Annotated in this window: 22 protein-coding genes and 1 pseudogene; 14 read left to right on the top strand and 9 right to left on the bottom strand. The window is 64.2% G+C overall.

Annotated features, from left to right (window positions below; genetic code table 11):
• Positions 1 to 53: 53 nt before the first annotated feature.
• The 4 genes from AC1DVM_RS13235 to AC1DVM_RS13220 all read left to right on the top strand — a co-directional run bounded on the left by AC1DVM_RS13235 (position 54) and on the right by AC1DVM_RS13220 (position 4519).
• Positions 54 to 1073 (top strand): amino acid ABC transporter substrate-binding protein, encoded by a 1020-nt coding sequence (locus tag AC1DVM_RS13235; RefSeq protein WP_477254888.1) that lies wholly within the window; start codon positions 54 to 56, stop codon positions 1071 to 1073.
• A gap of 130 nt (positions 1074 to 1203) precedes the next feature.
• Complete coding sequence (locus AC1DVM_RS13230; RefSeq protein ID WP_477254887.1) at positions 1204 to 2406, top strand: amino acid ABC transporter permease; 1203 nt, start codon at positions 1204 to 1206, stop codon at positions 2404 to 2406.
• 8 nt (positions 2407 to 2414) lie between these two features.
• Positions 2415 to 3734 (top strand): amino acid ABC transporter permease, encoded by a 1320-nt coding sequence (locus tag AC1DVM_RS13225; RefSeq protein ID WP_477254886.1) that lies wholly within the window; start codon positions 2415 to 2417, stop codon positions 3732 to 3734.
• A 5-nt stretch (positions 3735 to 3739) separates the two neighbouring features.
• Complete coding sequence (locus AC1DVM_RS13220; protein ID WP_477254885.1) at positions 3740 to 4519, top strand: amino acid ABC transporter ATP-binding protein; 780 nt, start codon at positions 3740 to 3742, stop codon at positions 4517 to 4519.
• A gap of 165 nt (positions 4520 to 4684) precedes the next feature.
• Here the strand turns inward: AC1DVM_RS13220 and AC1DVM_RS13215 are convergent, their stop codons facing one another.
• A complete protein-coding gene (locus AC1DVM_RS13215; RefSeq protein WP_477254884.1) occupies positions 4685 to 5878 on the bottom strand; it encodes an amidohydrolase family protein in 1194 nt (397 codons plus the stop codon).
• Between the two features lie 352 nt (positions 5879 to 6230).
• Here AC1DVM_RS13215 and AC1DVM_RS13210 point away from each other — a divergent pair, with 352 nt between their 5' ends.
• The 8 genes and pseudogenes from AC1DVM_RS13210 (at position 6231) to AC1DVM_RS13175 (ending at position 15551) form a co-directional block, all read left to right on the top strand.
• Positions 6231 to 6932, top strand: coding sequence for a GntR family transcriptional regulator (locus AC1DVM_RS13210; RefSeq protein ID WP_477254883.1), 702 nt, complete (start codon positions 6231 to 6233; stop codon positions 6930 to 6932).
• 198 nt (positions 6933 to 7130) lie between these two features.
• Positions 7131 to 8513 (top strand): annotated as a pseudogene (locus AC1DVM_RS13205) (ABC transporter substrate-binding protein); the annotation flags it as partial.
• A gap of 123 nt (positions 8514 to 8636) precedes the next feature.
• Entirely contained in the window at positions 8637 to 9641 is a 1005-nt protein-coding gene (locus AC1DVM_RS13200) for an ABC transporter permease (protein WP_477254898.1), read from the top strand.
• Positions 9638 to 10549, top strand: coding sequence for an ABC transporter permease (locus tag AC1DVM_RS13195; RefSeq protein ID WP_477254882.1), 912 nt, complete (start codon positions 9638 to 9640; stop codon positions 10547 to 10549). Before AC1DVM_RS13200 ends, AC1DVM_RS13195 begins: the two co-directional genes overlap by 4 nt.
• Entirely contained in the window at positions 10546 to 12279 is a 1734-nt protein-coding gene (locus AC1DVM_RS13190; RefSeq protein ID WP_477254881.1) for a dipeptide ABC transporter ATP-binding protein, read from the top strand. The genes AC1DVM_RS13195 and AC1DVM_RS13190 overlap by 4 nt, the downstream gene beginning before the upstream one ends.
• A gap of 30 nt (positions 12280 to 12309) precedes the next feature.
• On the top strand, positions 12310 to 13764 hold the full coding sequence (locus AC1DVM_RS13185; protein WP_477254880.1) for an amidohydrolase family protein: 1455 nt from the start codon (positions 12310 to 12312) through the stop codon (positions 13762 to 13764).
• 98 nt (positions 13765 to 13862) lie between these two features.
• Positions 13863 to 15077 (top strand): MFS transporter, encoded by a 1215-nt coding sequence (locus tag AC1DVM_RS13180; protein WP_477254879.1) that lies wholly within the window; start codon positions 13863 to 13865, stop codon positions 15075 to 15077.
• A 159-nt stretch (positions 15078 to 15236) separates the two neighbouring features.
• Complete coding sequence (locus tag AC1DVM_RS13175; RefSeq protein WP_477254878.1) at positions 15237 to 15551, top strand: hypothetical protein; 315 nt, start codon at positions 15237 to 15239, stop codon at positions 15549 to 15551.
• 66 nt (positions 15552 to 15617) lie between these two features.
• On the opposite strand, the gene AC1DVM_RS13170 is transcribed toward AC1DVM_RS13175, so the two are convergent.
• The 8 genes from AC1DVM_RS13170 to AC1DVM_RS13135 all read right to left on the bottom strand — a co-directional run bounded on the left by AC1DVM_RS13170 (position 15618) and on the right by AC1DVM_RS13135 (position 22308).
• Positions 15618 to 16208 (bottom strand): GNAT family N-acetyltransferase, encoded by a 591-nt coding sequence (locus AC1DVM_RS13170; protein ID WP_477254877.1) that lies wholly within the window; start codon positions 16206 to 16208, stop codon positions 15618 to 15620.
• A gap of 120 nt (positions 16209 to 16328) precedes the next feature.
• Positions 16329 to 16790 carry a hypothetical protein gene (locus AC1DVM_RS13165; protein WP_477254876.1) on the bottom strand — a complete coding sequence of 154 codons (462 nt, stop codon included), beginning with the start codon at positions 16788 to 16790 and terminating at the stop codon, positions 16329 to 16331.
• A 191-nt stretch (positions 16791 to 16981) separates the two neighbouring features.
• Positions 16982 to 17239, bottom strand: coding sequence for a hypothetical protein (locus AC1DVM_RS13160; RefSeq protein WP_477254875.1), 258 nt, complete (start codon positions 17237 to 17239; stop codon positions 16982 to 16984).
• Between the two features lie 131 nt (positions 17240 to 17370).
• Entirely contained in the window at positions 17371 to 18639 is a 1269-nt protein-coding gene (locus AC1DVM_RS13155; protein ID WP_477254874.1) for an RluA family pseudouridine synthase, read from the bottom strand.
• A gap of 57 nt (positions 18640 to 18696) precedes the next feature.
• Positions 18697 to 19080 (bottom strand): fluoride efflux transporter CrcB, encoded by a 384-nt coding sequence (gene crcB, locus AC1DVM_RS13150; RefSeq protein ID WP_477254873.1) that lies wholly within the window; start codon positions 19078 to 19080, stop codon positions 18697 to 18699.
• A 77-nt stretch (positions 19081 to 19157) separates the two neighbouring features.
• Positions 19158 to 20465, bottom strand: coding sequence for a replication-associated recombination protein A (locus tag AC1DVM_RS13145; RefSeq protein WP_477254872.1), 1308 nt, complete (start codon positions 20463 to 20465; stop codon positions 19158 to 19160).
• Complete coding sequence (locus AC1DVM_RS13140; RefSeq protein ID WP_477254871.1) at positions 20462 to 20908, bottom strand: GNAT family N-acetyltransferase; 447 nt, start codon at positions 20906 to 20908, stop codon at positions 20462 to 20464. The genes AC1DVM_RS13145 and AC1DVM_RS13140 overlap by 4 nt, the downstream gene beginning before the upstream one ends.
• Positions 20905 to 22308, bottom strand: coding sequence for a Do family serine endopeptidase (locus AC1DVM_RS13135; RefSeq protein ID WP_477254870.1), 1404 nt, complete (start codon positions 22306 to 22308; stop codon positions 20905 to 20907). The genes AC1DVM_RS13140 and AC1DVM_RS13135 overlap by 4 nt, the downstream gene beginning before the upstream one ends.
• A gap of 230 nt (positions 22309 to 22538) precedes the next feature.
• On the opposite strand from AC1DVM_RS13135, the gene AC1DVM_RS13130 reads away from it, so the two are divergent.
• A complete protein-coding gene (locus AC1DVM_RS13130; RefSeq protein WP_477254869.1) occupies positions 22539 to 23255 on the top strand; it encodes a hypothetical protein in 717 nt (238 codons plus the stop codon).
• Positions 23252 to 23632, top strand: coding sequence for a hypothetical protein (locus AC1DVM_RS13125; protein ID WP_477254868.1), 381 nt, complete (start codon positions 23252 to 23254; stop codon positions 23630 to 23632). The genes AC1DVM_RS13130 and AC1DVM_RS13125 overlap by 4 nt, the downstream gene beginning before the upstream one ends.
• The last annotated feature ends 170 nt before the right edge of the window (positions 23633 to 23802 follow it).

Genomic DNA, 23802 nt, shown 5'->3' with positions numbered 1-23802 from the left:
GCTCGGCGCAGGCGACCATCGTCGCGTCAGCCTCTAGTGGAGACTATAACAACATGAAAAAGGCCATCGTAACGATCGCCTTCGGCCTCACGGCCAGCCTGCTCGCGACGGGCGCCTCGGCGCAGGCGACGCTCACCAGCGTGAAGCAAAAGGGGTATCTGACCTGCGGTTCGAACACCGGCCTCGCTGGCTTCGGCGTTCCGGACGCACAGGGTAGCTGGGCCGGCCTCGACGTGGATTTCTGCAAGGCCATGTCGGCGGCGATCTTCGACGATCCGACGAAGGTCCGCTACATTCCGCTTGCCGCGAAGGACCGGTTCACGGCCCTGCAATCGGGCGAGGTTGACGTCCTGGCGCGTAACTCGACCGCCACCATGTCGCGCGACACCCAGCTCGGCCTGGATTTCCCCGCCATCAACTACTTCGACGGCCAGGGTTTCATGGTCCGCAAGAAGCTCGGCGTATCCTCGGCCAAGGAGCTGAACGGCGCGTCGATCTGCACCCAGCAGGGCACCACCACCGAGTTGAACCTCGCGGATTATTTCCGCGCCAACAACATGAAGTATGAAGTCGTGGCCTTCGCGACCTCGGACGAGACCTTCAAGGCCTACGATTCCGGCCGCTGCGACGCCTTCACCACGGACGCCTCCGGCCTCTATGCGGAGCGCCTGCGCGCATCGGCGCCGGACGATCATATCGTCCTGCCGGAAATCATCTCCAAGGAGCCGCTCGGACCGRCAGTGCGCCACGGCGACAACCAATGGGGCGATATCGTCCGCTGGACCCACAATGCCATGCTGAACGCCGAGGAACTCGGCGTCGCCAAGGCCAATGTGGACCAGATGAAGACCTCGGATAATCCCGAGATCAAGCGTCTGCTCGGCACCGAGGGCAAGTATGGCGAGGCCATCGGCCTCACCAACGACTGGGCCTACCGCATCGTCAAGCACGTCGGCAATTATGGCGAGAGCTTCGAGCGTAACGTCGGCGAGGGCTCCAAGCTGAAGATCAAGCGCGGCCAGAATGCGCTCTGGACCAAGGGCGGCCTTCAGTACGGCATCCCCGTCCGCTAGGCGTCACGATCAAAGGGCGTCCGGAGCGATCCGGGCGCCCCTCTGAAAGAAAGAAGCCAGCCAATGGCTGCCTGCCGCGAAAATGCGGATCCCGGGCCAACAACAAGAATGCCGTGAGGGGTTAGGTTCAGTGCAGACAATCGTCAGCCAGACGTCGCCGCCAAAAAAATCGGTTCTCTACGACCCGAAAGTGCGTGGCGCGTTTTATCAAGTCCTGCTCGTCCTTGTGGTCGGCTACCTGTTCTACATGGCGGCCTCGAACGCGGTCGAGAATCTCCAGCGCGCCAAGATCGCCTCCGGTTTCGGCTTTCTCAACAACACCGCCGGCTTCGATATCAGCCAGACGCTGATCGCCTTCAGCGCGGCGGGTTCCACATACGGCGATGCCTTCATCGTCGGGCTGCTGAACACCCTGCTGGTCTCCGCCATCGGCATCGTGCTTGCAACCTTTCTGGGCTTCGCGGTCGGCATCGCGCGCCTGTCGAAGAACTGGATGGTCGCCAAGGTTTCGATGGTCTACGTCGAGGTGCTGCGCAACATCCCGCTGCTGCTGCAATTGCTGTTCTGGTATATCGCGGTGCTCGGCCCGCTGCCGCAGCCGCGCGATTCCATCGGGTTCGGCGCAGGCCTGTTTCTGAATTCCCGCGGGTTGTTCATGCCACGTCCGCTCTATGCCGGCGATGCCTGGGCCATCGGCGTGGCGATCATCCTCGGCATCGTCGGCACCATCGTATTTCGCCGGTGGGCGAGGAAGCAGCAGGAGCAGACCGGGCGGCAATATCCGGTCGGGATCGTCACGATCGCGCTGGTGCTCGTGCTGCCCTTCCTCGTGTGGCTGCTTCTGGCGCTGTTCGGCACCAATCCGATCAGCTTCGACATGCCCCAGAAGGGAACCTTCAACCTGCGCGGCGGAATGCAGATCCTGCCCGAATTCGTCGCCCTCCTCGTGGGCCTCGTCACCTACACGGCGGCCTTCATCGCCGAGGTGGTGCGCGCCGGCATCCTGGCTGTCTCCAAAGGTCAGACGGAAGCGGCGGGATCGCTCGGCCTGCGGCCGGCCCAGACGCTCCGGCTGGTCGTCATTCCGCAGGCCATGCGGGTCATCATCCCGCCGCTGACCAGCCAATATCTCAACCTCACCAAGAACTCGTCGCTCGCGGTCGCCATCGGCTATCCGGACCTCGTTCAGGTGTTCATGGGAACGGTCCTCAACCAGACCGGTCAGGCCATCGAAGTCGTGGTCATCACCATGGGCGTCTATCTCACGATCAGTCTCGTGACGTCGTTCGTGATGAACATCTACAACCGCCGCGTCGCAATCGTTGAACGGTAGGAATCATCATGAGCACCGCCGTTGACACATCCGGCTTCGTCCAGCCCCGTCAGATCGAAGCTCTGCCGCCCCCGAATCTCGCCCGCGGTCCCATCGCGTGGGTACGGGAAAATCTGTTCTCCAGCCCGCTCAACGGGCTGCTGACCCTCGCGGTTGCGTATCTGCTATACGTGATCGTGCCGCCGATCATCGACTTTCTGTTCATCGACGCGGTCTGGACGGGCACGGATCGCGATGCCTGCCGCGCCGAGACCGCCGGCCACCGGGTCGGGGCGTGCTGGGCGTTCGTGATCGACAAGATCAACTACTTTACGTACGGCTCCTACACGATCTCCGAGCGTTGGCGGGTGAACATCTTCTTCATCATGCTGGCGGTCGGCGTGACCTGGCTGCTCTGGCTCAAGGCGCCGCGGCGCGATCTCGGCGCGGTCTACTTCTTTTGGCTCTTCCCGACCTTCGCCTACATCCTCCTCACCGGCGGAAACATGAATCTCGGCGGCGGATTCTGGATCGGGTTCCTGGTGGTCGCAATCCTGTTCGCGCTCACATTCGGCGCGATGGCGTATCTGCTCAAGGTCTCGGTGAAGTCGGGAATTGCCATCGGCGCCGGCATCATGGCGGTCATCGGCATCACGCTGGGCTTGATGGATTTCGATTTCGGGCTGGACCACGTGCCGACGTCGCTCTGGGGCGGCGTTCTCGTCACGCTGCTCGTGGCAACGGTCGGAATCGTGTTCTCGCTGCCGTTCGGCATCCTGCTCGCGCTCGGCCGGCGTTCCAAGCTTCCCATCGTGCAACTCGCCTCGGTGATCTTCATCGAGTTCGTGCGCGGCGTCCCGCTCATCACCGTGCTCATCATGGCCAACACCATGCTGCCGCTCTTCCTGCCGGCCGAAATGACGGTGGACAGGTTGGCGCGGCCGCTCATCGGCGTGGCGTTCTTCGCCTCCGCCTACATGGCCGAGGTGGTGCGCGGTGGTCTCCAGGCGATGCCGAAGGGGCAATATGAAGGGGCGATGTCGCTCGGCCTCAACTACCCGCAGATGATGGTCTTCATCATCCTGCCGCAGGCGCTTCGCATCGTGATCCCGGGAATCGTCAACACCTTCATCGGGCTTTTCAAGGACACGTCGCTGGTGTCGATCGTCGGCATCTTCGACCTGGTCAAGACCATCGAGGCTTCGCGCATCGATCCCAACTGGGCGGCGCCGACCATCAGCTATACGGGCTATGCGTTCGCGGCCTTCTTCTATTTCGTCTTCTGCTTCGGCATGTCGCGCTATTCCCTCGGGGTCGAGCGTCGGCTTGCGGCAGGCCAAAACAGGTGAGTTCCATGGCAACGACACTGACTTCGCGACAAGCCGCCATCGACCCGACGGCGCAGCCGGCGATCCAGCTGGTGGACGTGCACAAATGGTACGGCGAGTTCCATGTGCTGCGGGACATCAACCTGACGGTCCAGCGCGGCGAGCGCATCGTGGTCTGCGGCCCCTCCGGCTCCGGCAAATCGACGATGATCCGCTGCATCAACCGGCTGGAGGAGCACCAGAAGGGCAACATCATCGTCGACGGCACCGAGCTGACCAACGACCTCAAGCGCATCGACGAGGTGCGACGCGAGGTCGGCATGGTGTTCCAGCACTTCAACCTGTTCCCGCACCTGACCATTCTGGAGAACTGCACGCTGGCGCCGATCTGGGTCAAGAAGATGCCCAAGAGGGAAGCCGAAGAGGTGGCGATGAAATACCTGACCCGGGTGAAGATCCCCGAGCAGGCGAACAAGTATCCGGGCCAGCTCTCCGGCGGTCAGCAGCAGCGCGTGGCGATCGCCCGTTCGCTCTGCATGAGCCCGAAGATCATGCTGTTCGACGAACCGACCTCGGCGCTCGATCCGGAGATGGTGAAGGAAGTGCTCGACACCATGGTGAGCCTTGCCGACGAGGGCATGACGATGATCTGCGTGACCCACGAGATGGGCTTCGCGCGCCAGGTCGCCGACCGGGTGATCTTCATGGATTACGGACAGATCGTCGAGATGAACACCCCCGACGCCTTCTTCAAGAACCCGCAGCACGAACGCACAAGGCTGTTCCTGTCGCAGATCCTGCACTAGAGCACGATCCGGCGAAGTGGTTGCCGGTTCGCCGAAAGATCATGCGGCTAAACCAAGAGATAGAGCCGGACCAGATTCGAAGAAGATGGATCCGACGCAACGCCGCAAGCCGGCGGGTGCGCGTTCGAGGCGCGTGAATGCGTCTCGAACGCATAAGGGTACAGGCTACGGCGCGGCCATGATCGAGCGGCCATCGCGGGCAACGACTTTTCCCGACTTGATCACGAGGTTGCGCGGCCGCCGGCTGACCACGGCTTCCGCGAGGGTCTCGCCGTCGAGCAGCACGAGATCCGCGTTGCAGCCGACCTCCAGACCATAACTCTCGCGCTCCATCATCCGCGCCCCGCCGGAGGTGCAGGTTTCCAGCGCCATGGCGACTTCGTCGTCGCGGCGGAAATTGTTGCGCAGGCCGACCAGTACCGCCCGTTCCAGCATGTCGGCATTGCCGTAGGGACCCCAGGTATCCCTGACGCCGTCCGACCCCGCACCCACCACGACGCCCGCCTCCATGAGGCGCTTCACGGGCGGCACAGCCTTGAAGGCCGGCGCGGTGGTGAGGATGTGGATCCGGGCTTCCGCCAGCGCCTCGATGAGCGCCGCGACGTAGTCCTGATCGGGCATCCCGAGGCAGAAGGCGTGACTGATGGTGACATGCCCCTGCATACCGAGCGCTTTCGTGCGCTCGACGATGAGTTCCACCGAGAAGGCGCCGAGTTCGGCCGTCTCGTGCAGGTGAATATCCACCGGCCGCCCATAGCGCTCGGCCAGATCGAAGATCACGTCCAGATGGCCCTTCGGATCGCGATCGATGGCCGACGGATCGAGACCGCCGACCACCTGGGCGCCGAGTTTCATCGCCTCTTCCATCAACGCGACCGTGCCGGGACGGATCAGCATTCCGCTTTGCGGAAACGCCACGACCTCGATATCGACGACATCGCGAAGCTTCTCGCGGGTCGCCAGAACCCCCTCGATGCCGGCGAGACCGAGATCGGTGTCCACATCCACGTGGGAGCGGATATGGGTCGAGCCGAGGGAGGACGAGAGCAGTGCCTGCCGCTCGGATTGGCGCGCGGGGTCGATGCCGAGCAGGCGCTTCTGCGCGCGTTCGTTCTCGATCTTGTCCATGAGACGCGGCCCGACATCGTTGTGATACCAGGGCATCCCCAGCAGCGTCTTGTCGAGATGGGTGTGAGCCTCCACGAGGCCCGGAATCAGGATACCCCCGCCCCCATCGAGGGTCTCCGCACCGACGCTGCCGGCTTGGCCAAACCCTGCGATGCGGCCATTCGCGAAGGTCACGCTGGTGGGATCACCGCCCATCGGGCGCACATTCGTCAGAACCAGGTTTTCACCCATCGTTTGTCTTTTCTCCATCCTGCCAAAGAAATCCGGACGGCCCGCGCGACGTGTAGTCGACCGGGACCTCGCAGCCTTCTCGTATACTCTGTGTATACAACCCGAAATGATCGCTACCGACCACCAAATTATCGTCTGTTCTCTTTCGACCTCTGCTCGCACGCCAAAAAAATCGATCTGCTTGCCGCATCGGAAGCATCGTCTGGCTTCCTATCGACACGGCGGCTTGCCGAAGCTGAAAGTTCGTATACAATAATGGAGACAATTTGTAAGATGAATTGCGCATTTGTGCGAGAGCAAAATGGATGCAAAATGGTGGAGACCGCTTTCCGTTTCACCATCCTCCGTGACCATGTCCCCCAGCAAATCGAAGACGCCGAAAAGTCCCCGCAGCGAGACGGTCTATTATGGCCTGCGTCGCGCCATCATCGAGCAGGCGCTGATGCCGGGGGACAAGCTCACCGAGGATGTCATCGGGGAACGCTTCGGGGTCAGCCGCACCATCGTTCGCACCGCTCTGGCACGCCTCAACGCCGAGGGATTGGTGGATCTGCAGCCGAATAAGGGCGCGGCCATCGCCCAGCCGAGCCTGTCGGAGGCCCATGACGTCTTCGAAGCCCGCATGTGCCTGGAGCGGCAGGTGCTCACCCGCCTCGCCGAAAAAGTCACCGACCGTGACATCGAGACCCTGGAAAAGCACATCGCGCTCGAAAACAAGGCCGACCCGGCCGATGGCCCGGCATCCATCCGGCTTGCCGGCGAATTCCACATCCTGCTGGCGGATCTGGCAGGGAACTCGGTCCTGTCCCGCTATGTGGACGAAATCGTCTCCCGCTGCTCGCTGATTCTGGCCCTCTACGGCCGCCCCCATTCGTCGGATTGTTCGCTGAACGAGCACCAGCAGATTGTCGATGCCCTGCGGTCGCGGGACGGGAAGCGCGCGATCGACAGCATGGACCACCATCTGCACGCCGTAACCCAGCGTGCGCTGCTCTCCTCGACCTCCGACAAGCACCGGGACATCCGGACGATTCTCGACCGCTACGCAAAGTAAGCGCCGTCATCGCAGCCCGGTGACGGCGGATCGCCGCGCTGTCGACAGATTCGGAGCCCGCTATCGGTCGCTCAAGCGGACGGAACAGCCTGCGGTCCCCAGACCACGTCTCACCACGCACCAAAATTGGGGGGCGGGGCGGGGTCGTGCTGACCACGAAGTCTTATTGCCTCAAATATTCGCAACTCAGGGCCCTCGATGCCGTTGACGGCGAAAATTCTGTATGCAAGTTTTTCTGACATTGTATCCAATAATCAAGATCCAGAGGCTTTGGGAGGCTCATCGATGAAGATCAAGCTCGCCGTCACCCTGTCCGTCGCCGTAGGCGCGCTCATGAGCGCCTCCGTCGAGGCGAAGACCCTTCGGTGGTCGTCCCCCACCGACATCACGACCCTCGACCCCTATGCGCATACGGAGAGCTTCACCACCAGCATGCTCCACCATGTGTTCGATCCGCTGGTGCGCCGCGGGCGCAATCTGGAGCTCGAACCTGCGCTGGCGGTGAGCTGGAAGAACGTGAAGCCCGACACCTGGCGCTTCGAGCTGCGTCGCGACGTCAAGTTTCACAACGGCAATCCCTTCACGGCCGATGACGTCGTGGCTTCCTTCACCCGCCTGCTCGACCCCGGCGCCCGCGCCCGCGGCAACATCGCGACCGTCGTCAAGGCCGAGAAGGTCGACGATTTCACCGTCGATATCGTCACCAAGGGCCCCTACCCGCTGCTGCTGAACGACCTCGCCGGCGTCTACATCCTCGACAAGGAATGGATGGAAGCGAACGACGCGCTGAAGCCCGGCAATATCGCCACCGGCGTCACGACGGCGGCCTCCACGAACGCGATCGGCACGGGCCCGTTCAAGGTCGAATCCTACAAGCCCGACGCGGGCACGAATTTCGTCGTCAACCCGAATTGGTGGGACAAGCCCCAGCACAACCTGACGCGGATCGAGTTCAAGCCCGTCAAGTCGGACGCAACGCGCGTCGCAGCCCTGCTGTCGGGCGAACTCGACCTGATCGCGCCGGCGCCGCTGCAGGATCTCGGACGCATCGGATCGGCGTCGGGCTTCAAGGTGATCGAGGAGCCGTCGCTGCGCCTCATCATGCTGTCGCTCAATTTCCGGCCGGAATTGAAGGCGATGCCGGGCCAGAAGAACCCGCTCCTCGACCCGAAGGTGCGCCAGGCCATGTGGCACGCCATCGACATGGAGACCATCAAGAAGCGCGTGATGCGCGACAAGTCCCGCAACACCGGCACGCTCGTGGCGCCGCCGGTTCCGGGCTACGCCAAGGAAAACGATACGGTCCTCGCCTACGACACCAACAAGGCGAAGGCGTTGCTCGCCGAGGCGGGCTTTCCGAACGGCTTCAAGGTGAAGCTCAACTGTCCCAACGACCGCTATATCAACGACGAGCAGACCTGCGTGGCGATCGCCGCCATGTGGACACGCGCCGGAATCCAGACCGAGCTGCAGACCGAATCCCGCGCCACCTATTTCCCGCGTCAGGACCGCGGCGAATTCGACGTGTCGATGGTCGGGTGGGCGACGTTGCCGCCCATGGACGGGTTCAGCGTTCTGTCGTCGCTACTGGCGGCGCAGAAAGACGGCTACGGCGGCTCGAATTCCGGCACCTACGCCAACCCGAAGATCGAAGAGCTCACTCGCCAATCGGCGCAGGAACTCGACGAGACCAAGCGCCGCGCCATGCTGGTGGAGGCCCTCAAGGTCGCGCATGACGATGTGGCCTACATCCCGCTCCGTCTCGGCCAGGCAGCCCTCGTGATGCTGGTCGTCTCGGCGGTGTCGTTCGTGATGTTCCGGTATGTCGGCGATCCCGTCGCCAGCATGTCGCGCGAGAACGCCTCGATCGAGGAAAAGCAGGAGCTGCGCCGCTCGCTCGGTCTCGACCAATCGGTCGTCGTGCAATACGGCCGGTTTCTCAAGCGCACGCTCTCCGGCGATCTCGGCATCAGCTACCGCAATCAGCGCCCGGTGACGGAGCTGATCGCGGAGCGCCTGCCCGCCACCCTCGAACTCGTCATCGTCGCCACCTTCCTGTCGCTGGCGCTCGGCATCCCCCTCGGCGTCTTGTGCGCCCTCAGGCCCAACGGCGCGGCGGCGCGCATCGTGCAGGCGGTATCGCTCATTGGAATTTCCACCCCCACCTTCGTCACGGGCATCGTGCTGATCCTGGTCTTCGCGGTCTCGCTTGGATGGTTGCCCTCCTTCGGGCGCGGACAGGTGGTGGATCTCGGCTGGTGGTCCACCGGGTTCCTGACCTGGAGCGGCATCAAGTCCCTCATTTTGCCCGGCATCACGCTCGCGCTGTATCAGCTCACACTCATCATGCGGCTCGTGCGCTCCGAAATGATCGACGTGCTCTCGACCGATTACATCCGTTTCGCCAAAGCGCGCGGATTGCCGCTGCGCTACATCCATTTCCGGCTGGCTTTGCGCAATGCGCTGATGCCGGTCATCACGGTCACGGGATTGCAGATCGGTTCGCTGATCGCCTTCGCGATCGTCACCGAGACGGTCTTCCAATGGCCGGGCATGGGGCTGCTTTTCATCCAGGCCGTGAGCTTCGTCGATATCCCCGTCATGGCGGCCTACCTGCTGTTCGTCGGGCTGATGTTCGTGGTGATCAACATGGCGGTCGACATCCTCTACGCGGTCGTCGATCCGCGACTGCGCGCGAGGTCCGCATGAACACGCTCGTTTCTCCCGGCCTGATCCGTCGCGTCGGCGCTCCCATTTCGGTCATGCTGGCGGCATCGCTGGCGCTCGTCATCATCGGCTGCGCCCTGCTCGCGGGCTGGATCGCGCCCTACGACCCCACCGATTTGTCGACCTTCGACCTGATGAATGCCGAAATCCCGCCCGCCTTCACGGCCGATGGCGACAGCCGCTTCTTCCTGGGCACCGACAACCAGGGGCGCGATCTTCTCTCCGCCATGATGTACGGCGCGCGGGTGTCGATCGCCATCGGCGGCGGCGCGGTGCTGCTGGCGTCTTCCATCGGCGTCTTCCTCGGCCTTATCGCGGGGTATTTCGGCGGTAAGGTCGACGCCTTGATCATGCGCATCGGCGACGTGATCCTGAGCTTTCCGACCATCCTGATGGCGCTGCTCGTCAGCGGTATCGCGCGTGCGCTGTTTCCGCAGGCGGCGACCGCCGAATGGGCGCCGCTGATCCTCATCTGCGCGATCGCGATTCACGAATGGGTGCAATATGCGCGCACGGTGCGCGCCGCCACCATGGTGGAGACCGCGAAGGATTACGTGAAGGCCGTCAAGGTCATCGGCCTTCCCTCCCACCGTATCATGCTGCGGCACATCCTGCCGAACGTGATGGGCCCGGTGCTCGTGATCGCCACTATCAACCTCGCGGCCGCCGTCCTCACCGAGGCGACCCTGTCGTTCCTCGGCGTCGGCATRCCGCCGACCTACCCGTCGCTTGGAACGCTGATCCGCATCGGCAATGAATTCGTGTTCTCGGGCATCTGGTGGATCGCGCTCTTTCCCGCCCTCACCCTCGTGCTGCTCGTGCTGGCGGTGAACGTCGTGGGCGATTGGCTGCGCGACCGGTTCAATCCCAAATTGCGGGTGAAACGATGAGCCATCGCCAGCCGCCCGTCCTCGAAATCAACAATCTGCGGGTCGAATATCCGCTTGCCAATGGCGGCCTTTTCACCGCTGTCGAGAACGCCTCGCTCACCATCCAACCGGGCGAGATCCACGCGCTCGTCGGTGAATCCGGCGCAGGAAAAACCACCATCGGCAACGCCGTCATGGGATTGCTGGAAAAGCCGGGCCGCATTGCATCCGGCTCGATCCATATCGGCGGAAAACTCCTCGATCCGACGAGCGGCTCCGCCGACGGGGTGGTGCTCGGCCGCGATGTGGGCGCGGTCTTCCAGGACCCGATGACGAGCCTCAATCCGCTCTTCACGGTGGAAAGCCAGCTCACCGAAACGCTGCGCGCGCATCTCAAGATGGACAAGGCGGCGGCGCGCCTGCGCGCCCTCGAATTGATGAAGTCCGTGGGAATTCCCGAGCCCGAGCGCCGTCTCAAGGCCTATCCGCACCAATTGTCCGGCGGGCAGCGGCAACGCGTCGTCATCGCGGCCGCCCTGTCGTGCGATCCGACCCTCGTCGTCGCCGACGAGCCGACCACCGCGCTCGACGTGTCGGTGCAGGCGCAGATCCTCAAGCTCCTGCGCGATCTCGCCGACACGCGCGGCATCGGCATCCTGCTGGTAACCCACAACATGGGCGTTGTGGCGCAGATCGCCGACCGCGTCACCATCATGCATCGCGGCCGGGTCGTGGAAAGCGGACCGACGGCCGAGGTCCTGCGCAGACCGAAAGCCGATTACGCGAAGGCGCTCATAGGGGCCGTGCCACGCATCGACATGCGGCTCGACCGCTTCCCCGTGGTCGGAGACGAGGCCAAGGGCCGCGCCGCCGACGCGCGCGAAGCCATTCGCGCCAAGGCGTTTCGCGCCGACACGACGGTGGACGGAACCGAAATTCTGTCGGTCGAGAACCTCTGCGTCGATTACGTCACGAGCGGCCTGATCCCGGGATCCAGGGGACACCGTTTCCGCGCAGTCGACAATGTGAGCTTCAAGGTGAACAGCGGCGAGGTCTTCGGCCTTGTCGGCGAATCCGGCTGCGGCAAGACGACGATCGCCAACGTCGTGGCGGGGCTCGTGAAACCCACATCGGGCCGCGTTCTCTACCAGCGAAAACCGGTTGCGGGCGAAGGCGGGGTCCGCCGCGTCGGCCCGTTGCGGCAGGCGATCCAGATGATCTTCCAGGATCCCTATTCGTCGCTCAACAGCCGGATTCGCATCGGGTCGATTCTGGCCGAGCCCATCCTGTTCTACCGCCTTGCACCGAGCCGCGCCGAGGCCGAGCGCGACGTGGCGCAGCTGATCGAGGCGGTGGGCCTCGATGCGGATTCGGCCGGCCGCTACGCACACGCCTTTTCGGGCGGCCAGCGCCAGCGCCTGKCGATCGCGCGCGCGCTCGGCGCCCGTCCGCGCCTCATCGTCTGCGACGAGCCGACATCGTCCCTCGACGTCTCGGTCCAGGCGCAGATCCTGAACCTTCTGAAGGATCTGCGCGACGCGACCGGCCTGACCCTGCTTCTCATCAGCCACGACCTCGCGGTGGTGCGCCAGATGTGCGACCGCATCGCCGTGATGAAGTCCGGCAAGCTCGTGGAGGAAGCCGCGGCCGAAACGCTCTTCCAATCGCCGCAGCATCCCTACACGCGGGAATTGCTGTCACTCGTGCCGACGCTCGATCGCATCCGCGGCGAGACAGAGAGCGCTACCTGATAAATTTTCCGAATGACTGGAGTATTCTGAATGGCCGACATCATCATCACCAACGGCATCGTCGTCACGATGGATGAAGACCGCCGCGTCATCGAGAACGGCGCCGTCGCCATCGAGAACGACCGGATCGTCGCCGTGGGCACGACCGAAGAGGTCACGGCCGCCCATCAGGCCGGGACGGTGATCGACGCGAAAAACAAGATCGTCATGCCGGGCCTCATCGACGGCCACGCCCATGCGGGCCACGGCCTGATCAAGACCATGGGCGGCGGCGACAGCGCGCAATGGTACGACGCCTGCCACGCAGCCTACACGGTGGCGTCGACGCCGGAATTCTGGCGCGCGGAAGCGCGCCTCGCGGCGCTCGAACGCCTGCGCTTCGGCGTCACCACCGGCGTGTCGCTGCTGGGCGGCGGCGACACCATTCTGCGCACCGACGATCCGGTCTACGGCGATGCCCATTGCGAAGGCGTGCGCGAAGTCGGAACCCGCTCCTTCGTCGCCGTCGGCCCCACCCGGCCGCCCCACCCGCGCACCTATGCGCGTATCGAAGACGGCACCGCGCACGAATATCCGGTGGATTTCGAACGTCAATATGAGACCTGCGTGAAGCTGATCGACACCTGGCACGGCAGCCATGGCGGTCGCCTCAACATCGCGCTGATCACGCCCACCTTGCGTCCCGAGCACGTCGAGACCCTCGGCGCCGAGAACCTGCAGAAGGCGCGGGAGCAAGCGGTGAAGGTCGCGGGCCTCGCCCGCGAGCGCGGCCTCGTTTTCACTCAGGACGGGCATAACAAGGGCAGCGTCGCTTATGCGAACGAGCTGGGAATTCTCGGTCCGAACGCGCTTCTCTCGCATTCCACGGACCTGACGGCGGACGAGATCCGCATCGTCGCGGATACCGGGACCAGCATCGCGCACAATCCCAGCGCCATCGCATCCATTCTCGGCCGCTGCCCGGTGCCGGAGCTGCTCGATGCGGGCGCGAATGTGTGCATCGGATCGGACGCCACCGCGCCGGACCGCTCCGGCGACATGTTCCGGCACATGCAGCAATGCATGCATTACCACCGGACGTTCTTCAAGGACCCCACATGGCTGCCGCCGGGACGGGTGCTCGAGATGTGCACCATCGACGCCGCCAAGGCTCTCGGTATGGAGAAGGAAATCGGCTCGCTGGAGGTCGGCAAGAAGGCCGACATCGTTCTGGTCGATATGCGCCGTCCGCACCTGTATCCGCTCAACATGCCGGTCTCGCGGCTCATCTACTTCGCCAACGGCAACGACGTCGACACGGTGATCGTCGACGGGCGCATCGCGCTGCAGGGCCGCAAGGCTCTGTTCGTGAACGAGGACGAGGTTCTCGACGACGCGCAGCGCGAAACCGACGCGATGCTCGACCGCACCGGTTTCCGCCACATGCTCGACACGCCGAAGATGTTCTGGAAACACACCCGGGCAACCGATCAGATCGAGCACTAGCCCGACATCGCGAGCGCGCCTCGCGCTTACAACCCGATCTGGATGCCGGCCCGGCGACGGGCCGCAAACGCCGCCGCACGGCCGGCCGAGTATGCGACATGCAGCAGGAACGACCCGTTCCGAACCAGAGGGAAGCGCCCATCCTGCGCCTTGCGGGGTTCGCCGGCCTGTGCCTGCTGGTCGCAGCTTTCAATCTGCGGCCGGCGCTGACGAGTCTGGCGACGATGCTGGCCGAGATTCAGCGTGGTCTCGGCATCAGCAGCTTCTGGGCCGGCATCCTGACCATGATCCCGGTCCTTTGCTTCGGGCTCTTTGGTCCCCTCGCGCCGCTCCTGTCGGCGCGGCTCGGCATCGAGAAGGCCATTTTCGGCATGTTCGCGCTGCTCGCAGCGGCCCTTGGCCTGCGCCTCGTCGAGTCCTCGCTGGCGCTCATCGTCAGCACGCTCGTTGCGGGCGCGGCGATCGGCATCGCGGGCGTGCTGCTGCCCGTCATCATCCGACGGGATTTCCCTCACCGGCTCGGGCTGATGACCGGTCTCTACACGATGGTCCTGAGCATCGGCGGGGCGAGCGCGGCGGGCCTGACGCCGATCCTCGAACGCCATGTCGGTTCGTGGAATGTCGCCCTCGCCGCCTGGTCGCTCCCCGCCATCGGCGGCGCCATCCTGTGGGGGATGTTCGCGACGCGGAACCACCAGGAATTCAAGGCGGGCCGCCTGCCCCGCTTTTCAGCCCTGTTCGGCGATCCGACGGCCTGGTACGTCACGGCCTTCATGGGATTGCAGGCAGCCCTCGCCTTCATCGTGCTGGGCTGGCTGCCCACATTGCTGCGCGATCGCGGCATCGACGTGGTCGATGCCGGCGCGATCACGTCATTGTCCATCGTGGCGCAGACGCTCACGTCGCTGATCACCCCGGTTCTCGCCACAAGACGACTCCCCGCCGGCGCGCTTGTCCTGGCGGTGCTCGCCGCCTCGCTCGCCGGCTTCACGGGCCTCCTCTACGGCTCGCCCGGTTCGACGCCGTTCTGGGGCCTCGTGCTGGGCCTTGGCCAGGGCGGCGTGTTCGGTCTGGCGCTCCTGTTCATCTCCCTCCGCTCCCCCACATCGGAGGCCGCCGCCATGCTGTCGGGGATGGCCCAGAGCATCGGGTATCTCGGAGCCTCGCTCGGTCCCCTCGCGGTCTCGCTCTTGCGCGACGTCTCGGAGGGTCCGGCGGGCCCGGAAGTGTTGTTTGCCACCATCACCCTTCTGGCGGCCTGGTGCGGACTCCTCGCCGCCCGGCCGCGGCAGGTCCTATCTTCTGTAACGTGACAACGCAGTTCAAGCGGGTCGTATAACTCAAATCCCCACAGCGATGGTATAAATACCCATGCCGCAAGAGCGCGTAAGGTAATTGCGAATCTTCAGAAAGACGGAACCCTTCTGATTACGCAGGCGTTTGCTTGCCAATATCCAACAGGAGCTCCTGTGATGAAAAAAATTGTCTCGCTCGCCGCGGTTTCCCTTTTCGGAGCCGGCATATTCCTTTCGACACCCTCCCTGGCCCAGGTCGAATTCGGCATTGGCCCCAATGGCCCCAGCGTCCGAGTCGGACCCGACGATGATCGCTACCAACGTCGCGAGCACTGGCGCGAGCGCCGCGCGATGGAACGGGCGCGCGCCTACGACGAAGGTCGTCGCGCTGCCTACCGCGACAGCCGTTACGGTGAGCGCTGCCGCACGGTGACCATCGAAGAGGAAGATGAGTGGGGCCGCGCCGTCGTGAGACGCGTCCGCCGCTGCTGATCCCTAAGCCTGAAATCCATCGAGCCGGCGCCCCGCGCCGGCTCGATTTGGCGCGTCAGCGTCAGGTCAGCAGCCGACCATGGCGCCTTCGAGGTGCTCCCGTATGGCGGGCCATTCCTCGTAGGTGATGCTGTACACGACAGTGTCGCGGATGTGCCCGTCTGGCATGATCATGTGCCGGCGCAGAATGCCGTCGAGTTTGGCGCCCAGACGCTCGATCGCGGCACGGGATTGGTCGTTCAGGCTATGGGTCCGCAATTCGACCGCGTTGCAGCCGAGGCCCTCGAAGGCATGGCGCAGCATCAGGAACTTGGCGTGGCTGTTGACGAAGGTACGCTGCCACGACGCGGCGATCCACGTCGTGCCGATTTCCACCCGGTGATGAGCGGCGTCGATGTTCATGAAGCGGGTCGAACCGATCACCCGGCCGGTTTCACGCAGGACGGTCGCGAAGGGCAGCGCGAGACCCTGCTGCTGCAGTTCCAGCGCCTTTTCCACATATGGCCCGAAATCCTCCGGACGCGGGACCGTGGTGGTCTTCTTGTCCCACAACGCGCCGTCCGCGGCCGCCTCGGCAAGCGCCGGCACATCTTCGAGCGACAGCGGACGCAGGATCAGCCTGTCGGTTGCCAGCGTCACCGGCGCGATCGTGAGCATGAATGTCTCCGGGAGGTCCCGGTTCGCTTCTAGCGAAAGACCCGGGGAACTTCAAACGGCGACCCCAGGGCAACGACCTTACCCTGAGGTGCCGCGAGGATGCTCGTCAGGTCTGGGTCGTCAGCCGACGAGGTAGAGGATGGCCGGGATGGCGACGGCGACAGCCGCCAACGCCCACGCCCCGATCACCGTATGCTGGTCACTTTCCGCCACGGCGTTACGAAGGCGCTGGGCGAAGGAGCCCGATTCCATCGTGCGGCCGCTGAGGCAGGAGCAGAAGGCATAATGCGCCTGCCCCTCCGTCAGCTCGAAGAAGTCCATGGCGTCTCCCAACCGGTCGCTCTTCAAGCCTTCGGCCCGAAGGACCGCATCCTCGAAGGCGACGACGAGAGGCGACCCGTCCTGACGGACGAGAACTCGCTCTGCCGGCGGCTTGTATTCGATTTCACCCAACGAGTTCAGGCGCCGCGTGGGATCGCGCTCGAGCAGCGAGATCCAGCGGTCGAGCCGCTCCTGCCGGGTCATCGATCTCGGCTGCACATCGGCAACGCTACGGAGCTGATCAAGAAGCTTGTGTTCCATAGACCTCCTCCTTGCTGGAACCCCGGTCCGAACGCGACCGGGGGAGGTCTCATTCTCCGCCCGCTAGCGGGCAAAAGTGCGACAGAGAACTGTGTGTGGCCCCCTTCTCTCGAAGGTAAAAGTCGCCTCGTCGATGGGTTCCGGAGGAGAGCCCAAAGCTGGATCTTGGGCGAGTGCCGACAGCAGGCCTCTCAGCGCCTGCCGGCGCGGTTCACGGGGCCGCCACGATTCATGGGGGTTCCAGGCCGCACTCCGACGCCCGGGGCACCAACGCCGGGGGTTACCACGGCTCGGGCGACCGGCCGCGGGCGCAGCACAACGCCAGATCTCACGATACAACCGACGGGATAATTGACGTACTGGCAGTACACGACGGCACTCGCCTCTTCGGTGCTCGACGCTAGAAAACCAGTGATGAGCAGCGCTGATAACGTGACCGAAGACTTCATTTTGGCCTCCAACCGTCAATCTTATCTGATGAAACTAGGCGATCCTCATCGTTGTTCAATGCATGTCAGCAAGCGTTTTCTGTAGAGCCTGCTTGTTTGATGCCAGTCGAGGGCAACGAGCCCGCGAAGTCTCAATCCTCCGGCGCCTCGACGATCGGGTCATAGCGGCTGGTGTCGAACCCCAGCAGGTTGAAGGTCTGCTGCATGTGGGGCGGCAGGGGGGCGGTGATGTCGAGGGGCTTGCCGGTGCGCGGATGCGCGATGACGATTCGGCGGGCCAGCAGATGCAGCTTGTTCTGGATGCCGCCCGGCAATTCCCAGTTCTCGATGTCGAAATATTTCGGATCGCCGACGATGGGATGGCCGATATGGGCCGCGTGGGCGCGCAGCTGGTGGGTGCGGCCGGTGACCGGCTTCAGCGACAACCACGCGAGCTTCGTGGCGGCGGTCTCCACGGTGGCATAATAGGTCAGCGCATGGCTCGCGCCCTCGGCGCCATGTTTGGAGACGCGCATCCGCGACTCCCCCTCCTCGCCTTCCTTGGCGAGATAGGTCGAGATGCGGCCCTGCCGTACGCGGGGCACACCCGCCACCAGCGCCCAATAGATCTTGCGGGTTGAACGCGAGCGGAAGGATTTCGCCATCGTCGAGGCGGCGAAACGCGTCTTGGCGATGACGAGGCAACCCGCCGTATCCTTGTCGAGCCGGTGCACCAGTCGGGGCTTCTGGCCCTCGTCGTCCCGCAGCGCCTCGAGGATCCCGTCCACATGCCGCGTGGTGCCCGATCCGCCCTGCACGGCGAGCCCCATCGGCTTGTTGATCACGAGGACGTCCTTGTCCTCGTAGAGCGTGATCGACTTGAGAAAGTCGCGTTCGTCCTGGTCCTTGCCCGGCGCGCGCGAAATCGGCCGGGGCTGATCGAGCTTGAGCGGCGGGATGCGGATTTTCTGTCCCGCAACCAAACGCTCGTTCGGTTTGGCGCGGCGGCCGTCGATGCGCAACTCGCCCTTGCGGACGATGCGCTGGATATGCGTGAAGGCGAGTTGCGGAAAGCGCGCCACGAGAAACCGGTCGACCCGCATATCGGCCTCGTCGGGCTCGACCTGCAGGGTCTGGACGCCGGTTGCCAGCGTTTCGGTCGCGGCGGCGCGCGCTTCGGCGCGGGTGGGCTTGGGCGCCACGTCGGCCGGCAGGGGCTTCGGAGCCGGCTTGGCGACGGCGCCGGCGAGAGCCGGGCGCGGAGGCCGGGGCTTGACGGGCTTCGCTGCCGCTTTCGAGACGCGTTTTTGGGGGTTGGTGGGCCGTGTTGGCTTGTCCTCGCGCGAACGAAAGCCCTGCCGCGTACCCGACCGCCCCTTGGTGCCCCGGGCGCCGCTTTTTCCTGAACCGCTTTGTGTCATGCGCCTTCGGTAACAGAGCGTCGCGCGGGCGGCAATCGAGCAGGCGCGGCAATCGCGTCAGGCGAGCGAACGCATGAGCGCGAGACCCAGCGCCAGTCCCGCGATCGACAGAAGGACCGATCCCACCACATAGGCGGCGGCGGTCGCGGCATCGCCCCGTTCCCACAGCAGCATGGCATCGAGCGAGAAGGCCGAGAACGTCGTGAAGCCGCCGAGAATCCCCGTGGTGAGGAACAGGCGCAAAGGCTGGCTCCAGCCCTCATGCGCCTTGAAGGCCAGCCACCCGGCGATCACCCCCATCAGGAAGGAGCCGAGGATATTCACCGTCACGGTGCCCCAGGGAAACGCCAGGCCGCAATAGCGGGCGCAAGCCGTGTTGACCGTATGCCGCAGCGCGCCGCCGATGCCCGCCCCCACAAAAATCAGCAGATAGCTTCGCATCGCCCCAACATTTCGCTCATTTCGCCACAGATACCCGGCCACGGCGGGTATTGCACGCGGCAACGCCCGCGGACAGGTTATTTATTCCGGTCGCGCCGGAGCTTCGCCCACCATTCGAGCCGCTTCCCGATATCGCGTTCGAAGCCGCGATCGACCGGATCGTAGAAGGATTGGCGCCCGAGCTTGTCGGGCCAATAATCCTGCCCCGAGAAGGCATCCGGCTCGTCGTGATCGTAGCGGTAGCTGTCGCCGTACCCGATCTGCTTCATGAGCTTCGTGGGGGCGTTGAGGATGGTCTTCGGCGGCATCAAGGAGCCATGCTCCTTGGCGACCCGCGTGGCGGCCTTATAGGCGGTGTAGACCGCGTTGGATTTCGGCGCGGTCGCGAGATAGATGGTGGCCTGAGCCAGCGCCAGCTCACCCTCGGGCGAGCCCAGGAAATCGAACGCGTCCTTGGCCGCGTTGGCGACGACGAGGGCCTGCGGGTCGGCAAGGCCGATATCCTCCACCGCCATGCGCACGAGCCGTCTGGCGATGAACAGACGATCCTCGCCCGCATCCAGCATCCGGGCGAGATAGTAGAGYGCGGCGTCCGGGTCGGAGCCGCGAACGGTCTTGTGCAGGGCCGAGATGAGGTTGTAGTGGCCCTCCTGCCCCTTGTCGTAGATCGGCGCCCGGCGCTGGATGATTTCCTGCAATTGCTCGGCGTCGAAAATCTCGCCGGGCTTGGCCGACCGCCAGACCTCCTCGGCGAGGGTCAGCACCGCCCGCCCGTCGCCATCCGCCATGCGCACGAGCGACGCCCTCGCCGTCTCGTCGAGCGGCAGGGCCTTGCCCGTGATGGTCTCGGCCCTGAGCAGGATGTCCTCGATCGCCGCCTCGTCGAGGGAGCGGAACACCAGCACGCGCGCCCGCGACAGGAGCGCGGCATTGAGCTCGAAGGAGGGGTTTTCAGTGGTGGCGCCGACGAGCGTGATCGTGCCGTCTTCCATCACCGGCAGAAAGGCGTCGAGCTGGGCCCGGTTGAAGCGGTGAATCTCGTCGACGAAGAGCAGCGTACCCTTGCCGGTGGAACGCAAGGCCCGCGCCGCCTCGAAGACCTTCTTGAGATCCGCCACTCCCGAAAAGATCGCCGAGATCTGGACGAAATGGAGATCGGTCTCATGGGCCATCAGGCGCGCGACCGTCGTCTTGCCGGTGCCCGGCGGTCCCCAGAAGATCAGCGAGCCGAGCGATTTCGAGCCGATGAGGCGTGTGAGAATCCCGTCCGGCCCGACGAGGTGATCCTGCCCGACCACCTCCGACAATTTCGTCGGCCGCATCCGGTCCGCGAGCGGACGCGGCGCGCTCTGGTCCATGCCGGCCGAGGCGAAAAGATCGCTCATGTGGCGTCGGCCCCTAAGCGGGCGTAGATGTCAGGATCGTTTCTCGCCATGATGACCGATGGATCGGGCAGCGCTTCAAAGCCATATCGGGCATAGAGCGCGTGTGCATCCTTCGTTGCCAGCAGCCATCGGCGCAGATTTTGCAGCTTTGGATGATTGACGATCGACTCGAGCAGAAAGTGTCCGGCCCCCTTCCCTCTCTCCGAGGGATCGATGAAGACATCCGCCAAATACGCGAAGGTCGCGGAGTCGGTGACGGTTCTGGCGAAACCTCTCAAGGTCTGATCCCGGTCGCGTAGGGCGAAACACAGGGAATTGGCCAGAGACCGTTCGAACACAGCGCGCGGAATCCCGTTTGCCCAATAACTGTCCTGTGAGATCCAGCGAAAGACGATGTCCTCTTCCTTTGAGGTCAGTTCGGTCGAGACGCTCCAGCTGCTCATCGTCCGAACACCGTGGTGACCACGCGCCCGCCCCGATTGATGGTGAGTTCCCAATAGCTGCCGCGCTGCGTCAGCCGCTCGGCGTCTTTCGTCGAGGCCAGACGTTCGCCGTTGATGGCGACGATCTGGTCGCCCTTCTGGAAACCGACGCTCGCCGCCACACCCTGCTCGTCGAGATCCGCCACCACCACGCCGTCGTCAGAGATGTCGATCTGGAATTCCTCGGCCACGGCCGGCGACATGTTGACCAGCGTCGCGCCGGCAAGCGGCGAGCGCGTGCGGATGCGGACCGGGTCGCGGGCGGGACGCTCGGGCGGCGGCAGCAGGCCCACCCGGATTTCGTTCTGCTTGCCGTCGCGCAGAATGGTCAACGGCGTCTGCCCCTTCGTGCCCTTGAGCGTGAAACGGTAGCCGAAGGCGTCGGGGTTATCGACAGGCTGCCCGTCGACCGCCAGGATCGCATCGCCCCGCTTCAAGCCTGCCTCCGCCGCGGGGCCGTTATCGTACACGGAGGTGATCAGCACGCCGCTCGGCCGCGCGAGGCCCAGGCTGGTGGCGATCTCGCCGTCGACCGATTGCAGGCGCGCGCCGAGCCAGGGCCGCACCACCATGGTCGACCCGCCCTTGGCCGAATTGAGCACGACCCGCGCCATGCTGGAGGGGATGGCGAAGCCGATGCCCACATTCCCGCCGGACTTCGAGAAGATCGCCGTGTTGATTCCGATGAGGCGCCCGTTCATGTCGATGAGGCCGCCGCCGGAATTGCCCGGGTTGATGGCCGCATCCGTCTGGATGAAGAACTGATAATCGGACACGCCCACCTGCGTGCGCGCGAGTGCCGAGACGATCCCCTGCGTGACGGTCTGCCCGACGCCGAACGGATTGCCGACGGCGAGCACGAGATCCCCCACCTGCAGCGCTTCGGAATCGCCGAGTTCGAGCACCTGCAGGTCGGCGGCGTTCTTCAGCCTCAGCACCGCGAGATCGGTGCGCGGATCGCGCAGCACGATCTCGGCCTCGAATTCGCGCCGGTCGGCGAGGGCCACCTTCACCTCGTTCATGTTCTCGATAACGTGGTTGTTGGTAATCACGAGGCCCGACGCATCCACGATGACGCCCGATCCAAGCGAGCTCTGCGAGCGCCCGGGGGGAACGCTGGGCCCGCCCTCCCCGAAGAAGCGGCGGAAGAAATCCTCCATGCCGGCATTCTGACGGCGCTCGGAGCGCGTGGCGTAAACATTCACCACCGCGCCGCTGGTGGAGCGCACGATGGGCGCGAAGGAGAGCTGCACCTGCGCCTGGCTTTGGGGCACGGCGCGGTCCTGCGCCTGCGCACCGGAGAGACCGGCAGAAAGAACACAGGCGGCGGCGAAGGCGAAACGGCGGATGGCGGAAGGCATGGGACGGGTATCCAATCGAAGGTCTCGAGATTGGCATAAGACGTGGTGCGCCAAACGCCAAATTCCAGCGACGCCGGACCTCGCGAAAGGCTCCGTCTCTGATCCAAACCCAATACCACAAGTTGACTTTGTTCCCTATTTGTTCTAGGAATAAAGAGATGATGCAATGATGGATCGTTATGATGCTTTCAGATGGTGCAGGGCGGGAGTTGCGAAGAGCGAGCCACTCGTTGGCGAACGCTCAGCTCGCATTGAGAAGCCTGAGGCTTGCGAGAATCTTCAAGCGCTTCAACCCAAGCCAGGCGCGGCTGCCGGCGGGAACAACCGGCGGCGGGCGATGGACGGCCGGCGGCGGCAGTGGAGGTGGTGGGGCAACTTTCCATCCGGTTTCCACCCGTCCACGGGCCGGTTCGGGCGCGACCCGCGTCATTCGCGGCCGCGTCCATGAAGTCACACCCGGTCAGGAGGCTCGCCTCGATGTCTCCGCCGCGCAGGCCCGCGCGGTCATCCGAGAGGTTCAGCGCCACGATCCGAATTGGCGCCCGCGGCCCAGTATCTACGAGGGGGTCGAAGGCGAGATCGCGGCCAATCAATCGGACGCGTTGCAGGCTGCGGCGCGACTGCGGGAGCTGGGCGCGCGGGAGCTGGCGCCGAAGCCGCCTGAGACAACGTTGATACCGAAGGGACAAGTCATTGGCAGGAGACAAGGCAGAGCAGACGGCGATACCAGAACCGTTACGTCAGCCGAGTTTGACGAAATGCTTGAAGCCATCAGTCAAGGCGCGGAGATTATACGGTCTCCTTCTGCCTATAATGGACACTGGTATCGACGATTTGACGGATTTATTTTTGGAATTCGTAAAAGCCCAAGCAACGGCCTCACGTTCGATGTTATCGATTATGATCACCCTATCGTAAACAGAAGTTTCAAGGTCCACCAAAGATGATCGAAGAACCAAGACACAAATATTATGGTCATTCTCTGAGCGATTACATCTTAATAGTTGCCGACGAACTCCCGGTCGATGCGGTCGGCATGTGGCAGATCGTGCCTGGCGGGCGAAGAGGCTTCGGCCTCGAAGGCGAGGCGCTGACCGATTACGTCCGTCGCTGCATTGCCGAGCTACTCTCACGCGGCGCCATACCGGTCATCGGCGGGGGCGGAACGCCATATCACTGGATTGCCCAGAAGCAGTACGGGTCGAAGGCGGAAGACATCATTGAAAATGTCGTTCGTGAATGGCTGGGGAACGGCGCCAAGGACGAAGATCCTGGCGGCTTGTGGTTCGCGCTGCGCGAGGATGCGTGGTCACCGCCAGACTAGCCGCTCAGCGATTCCACGCGTCGGCACTTTCTGATGCTGGGGCGGGCTGTGTCGAGGCAGACGCAGTGCCGGCGCGCCTCTCCGGGTTCGGTCGGCGCGGGCGCTGAATGACAGAAGCGGCTATTCCGCCTCCGTTCCGCCTGCGAGCCTTTCCATGCAGATGGCCCGTG

It is taken from the genome of Microvirga sp. P4_A5, from assembly GCF_056402495.1.
This window is presented reverse-complemented; position numbering and strand designations above follow the sequence as displayed.

What these genes read in the sequence shown, in the direction of transcription:
- AC1DVM_RS13165 (WP_477254876.1), bottom strand. Translation starts at nt 16,790, where the DNA reads ATGGAACACAAGCTTCTTGATCAGCTCCGTAGCGTTGCCGATGTGCAG.
- AC1DVM_RS13215 (WP_477254884.1), bottom strand. Translation starts at nt 5,878, where the DNA reads ATGGGTGAAAACCTGGTTCTGACGAATGTGCGCCCGATGGGCGGTGAT.
- AC1DVM_RS13160 (WP_477254875.1), bottom strand. Translation starts at nt 17,239, where the DNA reads ATGAAGTCTTCGGTCACGTTATCAGCGCTGCTCATCACTGGTTTTCTA.
- AC1DVM_RS13185 (WP_477254880.1), top strand. Translation starts at nt 12,310, where the DNA reads ATGGCCGACATCATCATCACCAACGGCATCGTCGTCACGATGGATGAA.
- AC1DVM_RS13225 (WP_477254886.1), top strand. Translation starts at nt 2,415, where the DNA reads ATGAGCACCGCCGTTGACACATCCGGCTTCGTCCAGCCCCGTCAGATC.
- AC1DVM_RS13125 (WP_477254868.1), top strand. Translation starts at nt 23,252, where the DNA reads ATGATCGAAGAACCAAGACACAAATATTATGGTCATTCTCTGAGCGAT.
- AC1DVM_RS13155 (WP_477254874.1), bottom strand. Translation starts at nt 18,639, where the DNA reads ATGACACAAAGCGGTTCAGGAAAAAGCGGCGCCCGGGGCACCAAGGGG.
- AC1DVM_RS13140 (WP_477254871.1), bottom strand. Translation starts at nt 20,908, where the DNA reads ATGAGCAGCTGGAGCGTCTCGACCGAACTGACCTCAAAGGAAGAGGAC.
- AC1DVM_RS13180 (WP_477254879.1), top strand. Translation starts at nt 13,863, where the DNA reads ATGCAGCAGGAACGACCCGTTCCGAACCAGAGGGAAGCGCCCATCCTG.
- AC1DVM_RS13210 (WP_477254883.1), top strand. Translation starts at nt 6,231, where the DNA reads ATGTCCCCCAGCAAATCGAAGACGCCGAAAAGTCCCCGCAGCGAGACG.
- AC1DVM_RS13220 (WP_477254885.1), top strand. Translation starts at nt 3,740, where the DNA reads ATGGCAACGACACTGACTTCGCGACAAGCCGCCATCGACCCGACGGCG.
- AC1DVM_RS13170 (WP_477254877.1), bottom strand. Translation starts at nt 16,208, where the DNA reads ATGCTCACGATCGCGCCGGTGACGCTGGCAACCGACAGGCTGATCCTG.
- crcB (WP_477254873.1), bottom strand. Translation starts at nt 19,080, where the DNA reads ATGCGAAGCTATCTGCTGATTTTTGTGGGGGCGGGCATCGGCGGCGCG.
- AC1DVM_RS13135 (WP_477254870.1), bottom strand. Translation starts at nt 22,308, where the DNA reads ATGCCTTCCGCCATCCGCCGTTTCGCCTTCGCCGCCGCCTGTGTTCTT.
- AC1DVM_RS13175 (WP_477254878.1), top strand. Translation starts at nt 15,237, where the DNA reads ATGAAAAAAATTGTCTCGCTCGCCGCGGTTTCCCTTTTCGGAGCCGGC.
- AC1DVM_RS13200 (WP_477254898.1), top strand. Translation starts at nt 8,637, where the DNA reads ATGCTGGTGGAGGCCCTCAAGGTCGCGCATGACGATGTGGCCTACATC.